The 14,631-nt window shown below is 43.5% G+C and carries 6 protein-coding genes, 2 tRNA genes and 2 rRNA genes (1 of these 10 only partly in view); 3 read left to right on the top strand and 7 right to left on the bottom strand.

All coding sequences use genetic code 11. The features are described from left to right. The 7 genes from MURRU_RS03780 to MURRU_RS03810 all read right to left on the bottom strand — a co-directional run. Positions 1-513 (bottom strand): 23S ribosomal RNA (locus tag MURRU_RS03780) (it extends 2,314 nt beyond the left edge of the window). 219 nt (positions 514-732) lie between these two features. Next, positions 733-806: transfer RNA gene (locus tag MURRU_RS03785), tRNA-Ala, on the bottom strand. Positions 807-976: 170 nt separating this feature from the next. Further along, a tRNA-Ile gene (locus MURRU_RS03790) sits at positions 977-1,050 on the bottom strand. A 102-nt stretch (positions 1,051-1,152) separates the two neighbouring features. Next, positions 1,153-2,678 (bottom strand): 16S ribosomal RNA (locus tag MURRU_RS03795). Together the 16S and 23S rRNA genes with 2 tRNA genes alongside form the textbook arrangement of a ribosomal RNA operon. A 304-nt stretch (positions 2,679-2,982) precedes the next feature. Continuing rightward, positions 2,983-5,031 carry a putative porin gene (locus MURRU_RS03800; protein ID WP_041801775.1) on the bottom strand — a complete coding sequence of 683 codons (2,049 nt, stop codon included), beginning with the start codon at positions 5,029-5,031 and terminating at the stop codon, positions 2,983-2,985. A 121-nt stretch (positions 5,032-5,152) separates the two neighbouring features. Beyond that, positions 5,153-6,631 carry a RagB/SusD family nutrient uptake outer membrane protein gene (locus MURRU_RS03805; protein WP_014032095.1) on the bottom strand — a complete coding sequence of 493 codons (1,479 nt, stop codon included), beginning with the start codon at positions 6,629-6,631 and terminating at the stop codon, positions 5,153-5,155. Between the two features lie 11 nt (positions 6,632-6,642). Beyond that, positions 6,643-9,876, bottom strand: a complete 3,234-nt coding sequence (locus tag MURRU_RS03810; protein ID WP_014032096.1) for a SusC/RagA family TonB-linked outer membrane protein — start codon at positions 9,874-9,876, stop codon at positions 6,643-6,645. Positions 9,877-10,109: 233 nt separating this feature from the next. Between MURRU_RS03810 and MURRU_RS03815 the strand changes: the two genes are divergently transcribed. The 3 genes from MURRU_RS03815 to MURRU_RS03825 all read left to right on the top strand — a co-directional run bounded on the left by MURRU_RS03815 (position 10,110) and on the right by MURRU_RS03825 (position 14,629). Next, positions 10,110-10,706, top strand: coding sequence for a ribonuclease HII (locus MURRU_RS03815; protein ID WP_014032097.1), 597 nt, complete (start codon positions 10,110-10,112; stop codon positions 10,704-10,706). Between the two features lie 29 nt (positions 10,707-10,735). Then, positions 10,736-13,192 carry a hypothetical protein gene (locus MURRU_RS03820; RefSeq protein WP_014032098.1) on the top strand — a complete coding sequence of 819 codons (2,457 nt, stop codon included), beginning with the start codon at positions 10,736-10,738 and terminating at the stop codon, positions 13,190-13,192. Between the two features lie 123 nt (positions 13,193-13,315). Then, positions 13,316-14,629, top strand: a complete 1,314-nt coding sequence (locus tag MURRU_RS03825) for an OmpA family protein (protein ID WP_014032099.1) — start codon at positions 13,316-13,318, stop codon at positions 14,627-14,629. Positions 14,630-14,631: the final 2 nt, after the last annotated feature.

Raw genomic sequence — 14,631 nt, forward strand, 5'->3', positions numbered from 1 at the left:
CACGGTTCTTTTCACCTTTCCCTCACGGTACTGGTTCACTATCGGTCTCCCAGGAGTATTTAGCCTTGGCGGATGGTCCCGCCGGATTCACACAGGGTTTCACGTGCCCCGCGCTACTCAGGATACCACTATCTTAAACGCTCCTTGCCCGTACGGGACTGTCACCCATATCGTGCAGCTTTCCAACTGCTTCCGGTTCGTCGCGCTAAGAACATTGTGGTCCTACAACCCCGTCATTGCCGAAACAACAACGGTTTGGGCCAGTCCGATTTCGCTCGCCGCTACTCTCGGAATCACTCTTGTTTTCTCTTCCTCCGCCTACTTAGATGTTTCAGTTCAGCGGGTTCGCCCACCTTGCGGTGTGACTGGCCTTCAACCAGCCGGGTTGCCCCATTCGGACACCCGCGGATCAATGCTCATGTGCAGCTCCCCGCGGATTTTCGCAGCTTATCACGTCCTTCATCGCCTCTGAGAGCCTAGGCATTCCCCATACGCCCTTCTTTTGCTTGTCGCACCTGTACCTAAGTACAAATGCCCTCTCGTAATCCTTAATGTTCTATTCTACTTCGTGTTTCTTCTTTGACTTCGCAATAAAACGACCTAAGTCGCTCTTGCTCCGTCCCAATATGTCAATGAACTTTTAATCCCGGACTTGTTCCGGGACCTCTCCGGCAAAGTACCGAACTTAATCGGTGCACCCCCTTTGAGGTTCCCGCCTCCGCGGGAAAAATGTGGAGAATATCGGAGTCGAACCGATGACCTCCTGCGTGCAAGGCAGGCGCTCTAGCCAGCTGAGCTAATCCCCCATTACCCTAGTGTAGAGTTGTGAGTTGTGAGTTATGAGTCTATAACCCGCAATAACTCGCTCCTAGAATTTCCAATTCAATATCCCTCAATGAACCTGGTCCGTAGTCTCAGGCAGACTTACTTCGACTGCGCTCAGCACAGGCTTCTCGTCCGCTCTCGCCTACTTTCGTAGTCTCAGGCAGACTCGAACTGCCGACCTCTACATTATCAGTGTAGCGCTCTAACCAGCTGAGCTATGAGACTGTTTGGCCTTATTGCCAGTATTTGTAACATATTATAAACGACAGCGCAGAGATAAAACCATCTCGTGCGGGACAAGGGTGTTCCGGACATCTCTTTCTCTAGAAAGGAGGTGTTCCAGCCGCACCTTCCGGTACGGCTACCTTGTTACGACTTAGCCCTAGTTACCGATTTTGCCCTAGGCCGCTCCTCTCGGTGACGGACTTCAGGCACTCCCGGCTTCCATGGCTTGACGGGCGGTGTGTACAAGGCCCGGGAACGTATTCACCGGATCATGGCTGATATCCGATTACTAGCGATTCCAGCTTCACGGGGTCGAGTTGCAGACCCCGATCCGAACTGTGACCGGTTTTGTAGATCCGCGCCCCCTTGCGGGGTGGCTTCCCTCTGTACCGGCCATTGTAGCACGTGTGTAGCCCAGGACGTAAGGGCCGTGATGATTTGACGTCGTCCCCACCTTCCTCACGGTTTGCACCGGCAGTCCCGTTAGAGTCCCCATCTTTACATGCTGGCAACTAACGGTAGGGGTTGCGCTCGTTATAGGACTTAACCTGACACCTCACGGCACGAGCTGACGACAACCATGCAGCACCTTGCAGGCAGTCCGAAGAAAGGGGTGTCTCCACCCCATGCAGCCTGCATTTAAGCCCTGGTAAGGTTCCTCGCGTATCATCGAATTAAACCACATGCTCCACCGCTTGTGCGGGCCCCCGTCAATTCCTTTGAGTTTCATTCTTGCGAACGTACTCCCCAGGTGGGATACTTATCACTTTCGCTTGGCCACGGAGACCGAAGTCCCCACAGCTAGTATCCATCGTTTACGGCGTGGACTACCGGGGTATCTAATCCCGTTCGCTACCCACGCTTTCGTCCATCAGCGTCAGTACATGGTTGGCCACCTGCCTTCGCGATCGGTGTTCTATGTGATATCTATGCATTTCACCGCTACACCACATGTTCCGGCGACCCCACCATGACTCAAGACCTGCAGTATCAAAGGCAATTTTATGGTTGAGCCACAAACTTTCACCCCTGACTTACAGGCCCGCCTACGGACCCTTTAAACCCAATGATTCCGGATAACGCTCGGACCCTCCGTATTACCGCGGCTGCTGGCACGGAGTTAGCCGGTCCTTATTCTTACGGTACCGTCAGACACCTACACGTAGGTGCGTTTCTTCCCGTATAAAAGCAGTTTACAACCCATAGGGCCGTCATCCTGCACGCGGCATGGCTGGATCAGGCTCCCGCCCATTGTCCAATATTCCTCACTGCTGCCTCCCGTAGGAGTCTGGTCCGTGTCTCAGTACCAGTGTGGGGGATCCCCCTCTCAGGGCCCCTAACCATCGCTGCCTTGGTGGGCCGTTACCCCACCAACTAACTAATGGTACGCATGGCCATCCCTGTCCGATAAATCTTTAACCGCAATATCATGCGATATCGCGGTACCATGGGGCATTAATCCAAGTTTCCCTGGGCTATTCCCCTGACAGGGGCAGGTTCCATACGCGTTCCGCACCCGTGCGCCGGTCGTCATCAAGAAAGCAAGCTTTCCTATGTTACCCCTCGACTTGCATGTGTTAGGCCTGCCGCTAGCGTTCATCCTGAGCCAGGATCAAACTCTTCATTGTATTTCCTTGAATGTCTGTCCGACACCCGGAAACCCGAGTCCCTGCATCAAAATGGTTTATTCTTAATTCTACGCTGTCGTTACAATATGTATATGAACTTCTTTACTTTTTTCCAAACTCAAAAGGACTCTCTTCTCATAAAATCCCCTCTCGTCAACGCCCTGCCTTATCAGCTAAGCGGGTGCAAATATACGCACCTTATTTCCTTACCGCAAAATGTTTTTCAATATTTTTTTGAAAAAAAATCAGTTAAATTATAAGTGCTTGTTTTTCAGTATTTCCTTGTTTTGCTTCTCATCAAATTTTATGAAAAGAAATTCCAAACCAACCCAAATCTAATCACAAAATCCCGGTATGGATAATTTGGTGAGGAGTAATAATTAGGTTCTGAAAAAATGGAATTCAGGTGTTCTGCCTTTAAATAAATCCTGGTTTGCTTCACTTTGGCATTTATAAAAACATCCAATAGCGGATATCCTCCCAACTCTTCGTTATTCTGAATATAGAACTCGCCCAACAATGGGTTATAGGCATTCATATTATAGGAAGTGAAATATTTAAAGGTTACTCCTGTTTGCAAGAACATGGCTTTCTTAAATACATCGCTTGAAAAGTACAGACTATTTCTTGTTACCACTTGGGGAAGATTGAGCACTTGATTGTCCTGCGTTACCTCCTGATACATTACGGTGTTCATCAACGCCCACTTTCGCCACTTCACTTCTTTTATATACTTCGCCTTTAGGTGATTTATGGTTCCCGATTCTTGAAACGGCCTCACAAAAGCAGTTTCTTGCCCCAACCCTATTTCTTCTTCACTTGCTGTAGATGCAAAGTAGGTATAATTGTCCACTACGCTATACGTTGCTTCCAACTGACCAAAATATTTTGAATCGAAACCAAACTTGATACTCTGCGTTTGCACCTTCTCGAAGGTATTGTTGTTTTGCCAATTGAAATTGCGATAATCACTTTGATATAGCAAATAATTAAAGTCTGGCATCCGTGAAGAAATATGTATGGCGCCCGTTATTGAATTGTTGTCATTTAACCGATATCTCGCCATGGCATCAAAATTATTACCGGTAAGGTCTCCAGAAACGGTGTAGTTTACGTTTCCTTTTAGAAAAAATGGCCCTAAAGTGTTACTATATGACCCTCCAACCGAAATTTCCTCACCTTTCAATTTGTTTTGAATGGTTTCTTCCTCAGTTATAAGAAGACTATTGAAGAAGTAATTATAGTTGTACAAGCTTATATTACCAGACAATCTGCCCAAGGTTCTATTTGAAAACCCGACTGTTCCCTTATTGAACATCGTCTTCAGCCGGGCCCTATCTTCAATTGGGGTTAAAAACGGGTCTTGACCAAATGCATCATTCTGTCGGGTTTGTTCAAAATCGTATATTTTGGATTCGTAACTAAACTCATGCCCGATGACCAAGGTGGTTGGTTCTTTGTCCGTTGAATCTTTTTTGTGGTTGACCAATTTGTATTGGTGGTCCAGGAAATAGCGCTTTCCCAATATTCGATTGTTGGCATCGGTATACAGTAAATCGATTTTTGCCCTATCCTGAAAATCGGGCAAATCATCCTCAAATTGACTTCTATCCTGTAAGCCACCACTTTCTTCGCTTTCCATCTCTTGGGCCGCTATGTGTCCTTGAAGGCCATATCTTCCATTTTGGGTGAGATAATTAAAGGCTACCCTAAATTTCCCATCCTGCGCTTCTTCATACCTGTATTTTCCCAATGAGCGAAAACCATTGTAGGCTATAGATGCGTTAAATCGCTTGGACACATTAAAGGCAAGTAGCGCATCCAAAAACTGTCCTTGCTCCATGGTTGTCTTGAACATAAGCTCTGTCATCGGAGTAGGGACATTATAATAGTTGATGTCCTCCTTTTCAAAATATCCTGGATGTTTTGCAGTAGCTCCTATCCGTGGATAATAGGGTGTTTCCAAGAAGTTCTTACCAAGCTCGTTATAAGGTTGCCCCATATTGGTAAAAGGCATCAACTCAAAATCATCTTTTCTAAGATAATTGTACTTATACTCTTTTTTTATGGTTAAAGTGGTGTCCACATAGATGGTATCGCGTTGGTACGAAATTATTTTATAATCACGGATACTTATGGAATCCTCCTTTTTAACTCCCAACCTATCCATTCCCTTATCTTTTAATTTTCGCCTTGTGGAATCCTTTGGAATTGAATCCTTGGATTTAGTCAAAAGGGAGTCTTTATCCTGAAGCTGTAAGGAATCTGCCTGTTTTGTTGGTGGCAGCGAGTCTTGCTGCGCCATAAGGACATGGCCAAAAAATAAAAGCAGGGTCAATATTAAAAATCTCATTCCGTGATATTGGTTGGGCAAAGGTAAAAGTTTTGTTACTAAAGAAATGTGAAAAGTTGATGCATAAAAAAACCCCGCCAATTGGCGGGGTTTTCACTAAAACTTATATAACAGCTCAAAACTAGTTTTGAGTTGAAATGCTTGGATTGTTTTGGATTTCCGACTGAGGAATCTCAAAGGTCAATCTTTCATCATCGTAATTGATTGCGGTACCTACATTTGAAAGGTGATTGTCCCCCCTAACAACGGTTCCTTGGTTTCTCTTTAGAGAAAGGTAACTTTTCCCCTCTCCCCAAAGCTCAATACGAGTTTGAAGATAAATCTCGTCCAATAGTGCCTGTCCGGAAAGACCATCAATATAAGCCGTACTCGGCAATCTCTCTGCCAACAAATCCTTCAATATGGTTCTTGCCGTTCCGGCTTCACCTGCCTTGGCAGCAGCCTCTGCGTGCAATAAATACATTTCTGCCACCCTTAAGTAAACATAATCTGTAGTAATGTTGGCCTGACCACCTATTACTCTGTCCGGATGGTAGAATTTGTTCAAAGGCATTAGGTCCGTATATTCCCCGATTGGCTCGGCAAACTGCTGCTTACGCACATCGTCCTCTGGAATGGCTGCATAAAGGTCGGAGTCGATAGCCTTGGCATCGCCTGCCCAGGCATAACTATAGGTGAAAAGGTCCATTTGTCCCCACCAAGAAACAAGTCCAAGACCGGCATCAACCGTTAGGTCAACGCCCCAAATCCATCCTGAGGTGTTCAAATCGTTGAAACCGCCCAAAACTTCTTCTGAGCTCATCAGTGTATAGCCTCCATTGATAACTGCTTGTGTCAATTCCATCACTTCTTCGTGACTATCGCCCTTTGACGCAAGAACGTAAGCTAGAATAGCCTGTGCCACTGTTTTGTCAACTTGACCTTTTGAGCCTCTGGCAAAACCGTCCAACAAAGAAATAGACTCATTTAGATCCTTTTCCATAAGAGTATAAATCTCTGCAGTAGTCACCTTTGGCCCATTCAGGTCGTCCGGGCTATCGTAGATAGGCAGAATCTCAGCTGAAGGGTCGTAGGAATTTGAAAAGTATTGGGTCAAATAGAAGTAAGCATGTGCACGAAGCGTTTTTGCTTGTCCCATCAAATATTTATTTTCATCCAATTCAGGAATTACATCATTACCGCCCAAGGCATCGATTACCAAGTTCGCAGAACGAACAATGCGATAATAATATCTCCAAACAATATAGTTCCTTGTTCTAGTAAAATCCTGGGTTGCTTGGAACTCCGTGATATCTGCTCTGTACCATCCGTATGTACTTACTGAAAGTGCCATATCCCCGGAAAGCATGTCTCCGTAAATGTCATATCCCTTGTGACCAAAGTCATCATGACCTGTAGTACCCCCACTGCCCGTATCGAACATTGTTGAGTAGATACCCGAAATTGTTCCTTCAATTACCGCTGGGTTATTGGCTGCCGCCTCCCCAACTTGCTCTTGCGTTAAGAACTCGGACGGTTGCTCGTCCAAAAAATCCTTACCACAGCCCGCCAACAACAATAGCGAGGCTATAACTGAAAATTTTATATTACTGTTTTTCATAACTTTTTTTTCTAAAATTTAACTCTTACACCCAAGGTCACTGTAGTCAAAGGAGCGTAGATTTGCCTCTCTGAACTACCATCCTCCCTGATTGATGGGTTATAACCTTGTCTGGCCGTCTTGATTGCCAAGTTATCCCCGGACAACCAAATGTTCACGTTTTTCAATCCCATTCTTTCGATATCCTTTCTGGGCAAGGTATATCCAATCTTGGCATTGTTGAATGCAATGTAGTCTGTGCTTACCAACCATCTGGTCGTTCCGACTCTTTGGTCTTGACCAGTAGCATCATCCAAACGGGGTACATCGGTAACATCGCCAGGGTTTTGCCATCTCTGAGCAATATCCTTATGGAAGTTTGTGGAGGCTGCACCGAAGTTATCGCTCATCAACTCAGAATACTGATTGTCCATCGCCCATCCTCCAAGGCTATATGTAAACTGCGCAGAGAAATCGAAATTCTTCACTTGGGCCGCCAACCTAAATGCTCCTCTTAAATCTGGAATTCCGGACTTGCCCACATACTTTTGAGTCGCATCGGCATAAGTCTCGGTAGTTTGTCTTGCAACATTGGCATCAGGGTTTTCATCCATATATGCCATCATGTCCGCAATACCATCTTCCCCATCATCAAGGGTACCGTTTCCGTTGGTATCGTTAAAGTACTGATAATACATACCCACACCATTGTCTGGATTTACACCTGCCCATTCCCTGATATAAAAATCATAGATAGAGCTTCCTTTGGAATATCCATAAGGAGATGCAGAAGTATCCAAAATTCTTGGCTCACCTGTTGAAGGTTCAAGGGGCATGGTCAAAATCTCGTTGTTCACGTGGGAACCGTTGATAGAAAGATCCAATTTAAAATCTTCCTTGTTAAAGATATGTCCTGTAAGGTCAAATTCAACACCTTGGTTCAACAATTCACCGTCGTTTACCGTAACAATTGCAATACCTTGTGATGGCCCAACCCTTCTCTCAAAAATCAGGTTGTCCGTCTTTTTGCTATAGAAATCAACAACACCGTCCAAATATCTTCCAAGTCCAAACTCGATACCTGTCTGGAACATTTTTGAAGTCTCCCATGTCAGGTCAGGGTTTCCATTGTCCCTGATAGAAAGGGAAATTCGGTCGTTAAGGTTGTTGATGTCGTAAGTATCGTATGCGATGTAATAATCATTTTCATCAACTGCTTGATCACCGGTAAGCCCGTAAGACGCTTTCAACTTCAAGAAATCGAAAACACCGTTGCCGGACATGAAGTCTTCATTGGAGATAACCCATGCTGCACCAACCGAACCGAAGGTACCCCATTTTTCGTTGATAAACCTAGAAGAACCGTCCCTACGTACCGATGCGGTCAAGAAATATTTCTTATCGTAATCATAGTTTACCTGACCAAAGTAAGACTCAATGCTATACCCTCTGGAAAAACCGGAAGGAGGTCCTTGCGAAACAACAAAGTTGTTCAACTCATAAATATCGGGGTGTACCGCCAATCTTTTTGAAGCAACACTTTGCTCTCTCTCGAACTGGTTGTTCTCATGGGCAACCAAGGCTTCAATGGAGTGGCTACCAAATTCAGTCTGGTAACGCAACAGTTTCAAGAAATTGGTTGTCAAGAAATTCCTGTCCCTTTGGTACAAGCTACCACCAGTGGAAATACCACCACCATAGAATGGGTTAGTGAATGACTTATAACGTTCAGTGGCAAATTGCGCACCGAAACGAGTTTCAAAGGTCAATCCTTTGGCAATATCAATATCCAATGAAAAGTTTCCATTCACCTCATGCCTGTCTGTACCAACATAATCGTACAATGCTGATGCAATAGGGTTCAACTGGTCAGCGTTTGGTCTTGACCTGAATCCAGAAGCCGTACCGTAATCGTACTGATAACCTCCAAATATTGGATCTTCAACCAATTGAGCATTATCGTCCCTTAAGAATACCGGGAATATCGGCGCCATTTTATCGGCGAATTCAAACAGGTTCTCAGAACCATCTGTTTGACCGTTGTTTCTACTTTTTGAGTAGGCGTAACCTGCATTAACACCGACTTTTAACCATTTTTTTACTTGCGAATCTGCATTCAATCTGGCAGTATACCTTTGGTATCCAGTGTTGATGGCATATCCATTATCATCAAGATAACCAACGGAAGCAAAGTATTTACTTTTTTCGTCGCCACCTCCCATTCTTAAGTTGGTTTCTGTCCTGATAGCGGCATCGAATGCCAAATCAGCATATCTCTCGGGAGTGTACTTTCTTGTTACGCCCGGTCTAACAGTACCGGTAGCCGGATCAATCAATTCACCTCCATCGGCAACGTTCCACATATTGTACCCAGAAGCTACATAATTGGCCGTAAACAAGTTGTCGTTGGCAAAAGCTACAGGATCGGCCTCACCGTCCAATGCCGCACCATTGCGAATACCTTCCCACACGTAACCAATGTACTCTTCGGGAGAGGTTAGCACATTGTATCTTGGAATCAACTGCATGTTGAAACCTGATTTCACATCAACCTCAACAAAAGATTCGTTGGCCGTACCTGTTTTAGTGGTAATCAAAATAACACCATTGGCGCCACGAGAACCATAAATTGCAGTTGCCGTAGCATCCTTAAGTACGGTTGTTGTTTTGATATCCCCAGGGTTAATCGAGTTGATACTTCCCGTAAAAGGAACACCATCAACTACATACAAAGGGTCTCTGTTACCATTAACGGAGCCATACCCCCTTACACGGATAGTGGAAGAAGTACCTGGCTGCCCAGATTGGTTGATTACGGTAACACCCGCAACCTCACCTGCCAATGCCTGGGAAACGTTGGAAAAGGATTTCACCTCTAAGGCTTCGGCCTCAACAACAGATGCCGTACCCGCAAAGGCTTGCTTTGTTGTGGTACCATAACCTACAACAACCACCTCTTCCAGTGCTTGGGCATCGTCCTGCATCTGCACATTAATAGTGGATGATGCGCCAACAGTTCTCTCTACGGTCGCCTGACCGATATAACTGAAACGCAAAACTTGTCCTTCGGAAGCTGAGATGGTGTAATTTCCATCAAAATCTGTTTGTGTTCCATTAGACGTTCCTACAACGACTATGGAAACACCAGGAAGCGGCAGACTATTTTGGTCCGTCACGTTACCTGAAACTGTTTTCTCTTGTCCAAAAGAGAAAGACATGCATAACACCAAGAAAGGTGTTAGCATCCATGCTAACTTAGCTCTCATTTATTTCATTTTTTGAATTAGTCCGCTCAAAAATCAATATAAAAAGTTAATATTCAAAAAAATTAACAACCTTGCACATCGAATGTTAGGGTGATACTAATCAGTATTTTTCATAATTTTAACATATTATACGCAAGCCAAAGCCTTGTTTATTGGGTATGTAGGATTTTTTTTAACCTTTTGTTAGTAATTATGTTTTTCTGCAGAAATCATTTGTTAAATTTTCAAGAAGTATGTTAAAGTCCTGTTACCGTTCTTACTTTGAAGCTGGAACCGACGAAGCTGGAAGAGGCTGTTTAGCTGGTCCCGTTACTGCTGCAGCGATTACATTGCCTGAAAATTTTAATAATAACATATTAAATGACTCCAAACAGCTTTCTGAGGCTAAACGGACCATATTAAGGCCAATTTTGGAAAAAGAAGCGGTTTCTTTCTCCGTATGTCACGTTTTCGAAGATGATATCGATGAAATAAACATTTTAAACGCCTCTTTCTTGGCCATGCACCGTGCCATAGACAAGTTGGTGCCTTTACCTTCATTTTTAATAGTGGACGGTAACCGTTTTAAACCCTACCCCAACATTGACCACGAATGCATAGTTAAAGGAGACGGAAAGTATATGAGCATTGCCGCTGCCTCCGTACTTGCAAAAACCTATCGAGACGAATACATGGCAAAAATCCATGAAGAATTCCCCATGTACAACTGGAAAAAGAACAAAGGCTACCCCACCAAGGAGCATAGGGAGGCCATAAAACAATACGGCCTAACCAAATATCACAGAAAAAGCTTTAGGCAACTGCCCGAACAATTGACGCTGGATATTTAAAAATCCTAACTTTGTGTCAAACTTCAAGAATGAGATCAAAGGTACTTTTTTGTTTGCTTCCCATATTTATTGCATCCTGTACAAAAGAGGTAAAGACCAAAGATTCCCTTTTGGAACATTTACCACCTAACCCTTCACTCGTTTTAAAGATTACCAACCTGACCAATTTTAAGAGCGAACTCAAAAACAACTCCAACCTTAAAAGCATTGAGGGTTTTTCCAACATAAAAGAGGTTGCCGATAAAATTCAGGGACTGGAACATCTTACTACCGATAAAACCTGTGTGCTCGCACTTTACGAAGTAGGCAAGGACAACCACGACTATATAATGGCAGCTAAAAAAGGTTCCGACCTCTTTAATATTGACAGTGTTGCCAACAAAACCGTGGAAACGTTAACCTACGAAGGCACCAATATGACCAAATACAATCTTGATGGTCTAGAAGTCTATAGTCTACAGAAAAACAATGATATCTTATTGAGTTCCTCCATGATGCTGATGGAAAACCTTATCAGAGTAAGTGAAAATACACCTGTGGACCCTACCTTGGAAAAACTTTATCAGGCAAGTTCGCTTGATAAGTCGGCCACTATATTTATTAACCCTAGCGGCAATACATCTTGGTTAGCCTTAAAAGAACAGGATGAAACCATGGACAATCCATTTTCTTCTTGGATTTCTTTGGATTTTACTGCGAATTCGGATGAAGTTAACCTGAACGGCGTAGCTATGGCGCCCGATTCCACAAAAAATTTCATCAATTTATTTAAGGGCACATCTCCCCTAGCCAACAAAACACCTTCGTACGCTCCCTTGAACGCCCAGGCGATACTCTCCTATACTTTTGACGATTACCAAGTGTTCACCAAAAACCAGAACACCTATTTGGACAGAGTAAAGAAAACCGACTCCCTTTTCAATACCATCGAGGAAGTTGGGATAATCTATTTGAACAACGAAAAGGTAGTCCTTTTAAAATCTTATGGCACCGAAAGTTTGTATGATTATTTGGACAGTAGAAAAACGGCTTCTCAGGACTATCAGGGCAGCGAAATTATAGAGCTCGAAGATCCAAATATTGTTGAAGAAGGTTTTACGCCCTTGGTCAAAAATTTTGAATCCAACTTTTGCACGATCATGGAGAACAGCTTTATCTTTTCGGAAGGGAAAGAAGCGCTACAGACCATTATCAGCAACCATAAAAGTGCTTCTTCTTTTGACGGTGACCAAGGTTTCAAAACAGCAAAGGCATCTCTGGCGAACGAATCGAGCATGCTTTTTGTTTCCAATGCTTCAGGAATTGATTTTTTTGCCCAACAGGAACTTTCCCCAGAAGTATTCGAAAACATTAAAGACAATGATTTTAAGGAGCAGATTTTTGCATCACAAATGGTAATGGACAATGGTTTCGGGCATTTCAATCTACTTGTATCAAAAATTGAAAAGAACAAAGAAAGAAACACGGTGTCACCCTTGTTTACTTTGGAATTGAATACCGATTTGGCCACAGACCCCCAGTTTGTAAAAAACCATAGAACCAAACAACAGGAAATTGTGGTACAGGACCAAAATAATGTTCTCTATCTTATCTCTACTGATGGAAAAGTACTTTGGACCAAACAGTTGGATGGTCGAATTCAAGGAGGAATACAACAAGTTGACATTTATAAGAACGGAAAACTACAGCTTGCCTTCACCACAAACGACCAATTTTTGATTTTGGACCGCAATGGCGACGAAGTTCCTCCTTTTAAAATTGATTTTGAAGGTGGCAACCTGAACCCATTGGCCATTTTTGATTATGATGGAAGCAGAAATTACCGTTTTGTAATCACCCAAGGCCAAAAAGTATATATGTATAACAATCAGGGTAAGATAGTTCGCGGGTTTACCTTTACCGATGCCCCGAGCAATATTTTGGATGCTCCCAAACATTTTAGAGTGGGCAACAAGGATTACTTGGTATTTAAACAGGATAACGGCACCCTCAGAATTTTACACCGAGTGGGAAGCGACCGGATTAAGGTCCCTGAAAAGATAGATTTTTCCAACAATGAAGTGTTCCTGTATAAAAACAAGTTCTCGGTAACCAACAAAACTGGTGTGCTGCATCAAATTGATACGAACGGAAAATTGACAGCTACCAATTTTAATCTAAATCCTGACCACGGATTTTATGCCACAAGCAATACCTTGGTTTTTATGGATGACAATGTCCTTAGTATAAAAGGGAGAAAAGTAGAACTGGAACTGGGCGTATATTCCAAACCTAAAATCTTTTACATCTACGATAAAATATATGTAGGTGTCACCGATATCCAGAACCATCAGATTTACTTGTACGATAGCCAAGCGGAGCCTATTCCCAACTTTCCCGTATTTGGCAGCTCTTTGATCGACCTTACTGATATGGACAATGACAGAAGACTGGAATTGGTCGCCAAAGATCAGGACAACTCGCTGATTGTGTATAAAATAAACTAGGTTGTTTTCTTATTGCCACCTGTACAATAATTGTTGCAAAACATACATTTTTAGCCTGTACGAGGGTTTTATTTGAGTAGTTTGGACAGTATTGCTTTATCAACAAACTAAAAACACTTTTAAATGAAAACCTCAAACAAACTATTCTACTGTTTGTCCTTTGCCCTATTGCTGGGCACCAGCGGAGAGGCTCAGTTTTTTAAAAAATTGGCCAAAAAAGCGGAAAAGGCAGCTGAACGCACAGTTGAAAGACGGGTAGAAAGAGAAACCTCTAAAAAAACGGACCAAGCACTCGACAGTGTCTTAGAACCTGGTTCTGGTGGAAAACAAGCACCGAACACCGAAGGAAACGAAAACACCACGGGCACTAACGACGAAAACACAACATCTACAAGTTCGGTTGCGACCGGTCCAAAAACCATCGAAGTTTACAGTAAATTTGATTTTGTACCGGGTGACAAACCTTTGTTCTTCGATGACTTCAACGATGAGTTTATGGGCGATTTTCCTTCCAAATGGAACACCAACGGTTCCGGGGAAGTGGTCACCATTGGCTCCATACCGGGTAAATGGTATTCCATAGCCAGTAGAAGTATTACCGTGCCCAATTTGGGCACTACCCTTCCCGAGGACTTTACCATGGAGTTTGACCTTAAAGTGGTCAACTTGAGCAGAAATACGGGTTCTGGCGCCAAATTGGGCATTTATTTTTCTGAAACCTCTGGACTTACCACCAACGAAAACAATGTATTGGCCAACCTCAACTTTTGCCAATACATAGCAATCGGAGTAAGAGTGGACAACAATTTTAAGGGAGATCCGGCTCCCATACAGAACACTTTACAACAAGACCTACGAGAGATTTACAAGGATGTGGTCCATGTGTCTATAGCCGTAAACAAGAATAGATACCGCCTTTGGCTAAACGAGATAAAGGTTGCCGATCTTCCCCAATTCATCGTAAAGCCAGAATTGATCAACTATGTAAAGTTTTATGTGAACGGTATCGACAAACAAAAAAGACAGGAACAAGTACTGATCAGTAACTTGAAAATTGCAGAAGGTGGTGTTGATTTACGTAGAAAACTCATGGCCGAAGGAAAAATTTCCACCAACGGCATACGCTTCAATTCTGGTTCGGCGGACATTCTGCCGCAATCTATGGGGATTATTAGACAAATCTCCCAAGTGTTAAATCAAGATTCCTCTATGAATCTCAACATTGTGGGACATACCGATTCCGATGGAACCGACGAAAGTAACATGAAACTTTCCAAAGATCGGGCCGAGGCCGTTAAAAAAGCGCTGGTGTCCGTTTATGGAATTTCCGAGGACCGATTGAGCTCCGAAGGAAAAGGAGAAGCAGAACCTGTTGCCGACAATGGTACCTCACAAGGCAAAGCGCAAAACCGACGAGTTGAATTCATTAAACTTTAATA

The organism is Allomuricauda ruestringensis DSM 13258, from assembly GCF_000224085.1.
Lineage (GTDB): Bacteria > Bacteroidota > Bacteroidia > Flavobacteriales > Flavobacteriaceae > Flagellimonas > Flagellimonas ruestringensis.

Coding starts and splice junctions, on each gene's coding strand:
- MURRU_RS03800 (WP_041801775.1), bottom strand. CDS start 5,031: ATGAGATTTTTAATATTGACCCTGCTTTTATTTTTTGGCCATGTCCTT.
- MURRU_RS03825 (WP_014032099.1), top strand. CDS start 13,316: ATGAAAACCTCAAACAAACTATTCTACTGTTTGTCCTTTGCCCTATTG.
- MURRU_RS03810 (WP_014032096.1), bottom strand. CDS start 9,876: ATGAGAGCTAAGTTAGCATGGATGCTAACACCTTTCTTGGTGTTATGC.
- MURRU_RS03805 (WP_014032095.1), bottom strand. CDS start 6,631: ATGAAAAACAGTAATATAAAATTTTCAGTTATAGCCTCGCTATTGTTG.
- MURRU_RS03820 (WP_014032098.1), top strand. CDS start 10,736: ATGAGATCAAAGGTACTTTTTTGTTTGCTTCCCATATTTATTGCATCC.
- MURRU_RS03815 (WP_014032097.1), top strand. CDS start 10,110: ATGTTAAAGTCCTGTTACCGTTCTTACTTTGAAGCTGGAACCGACGAA.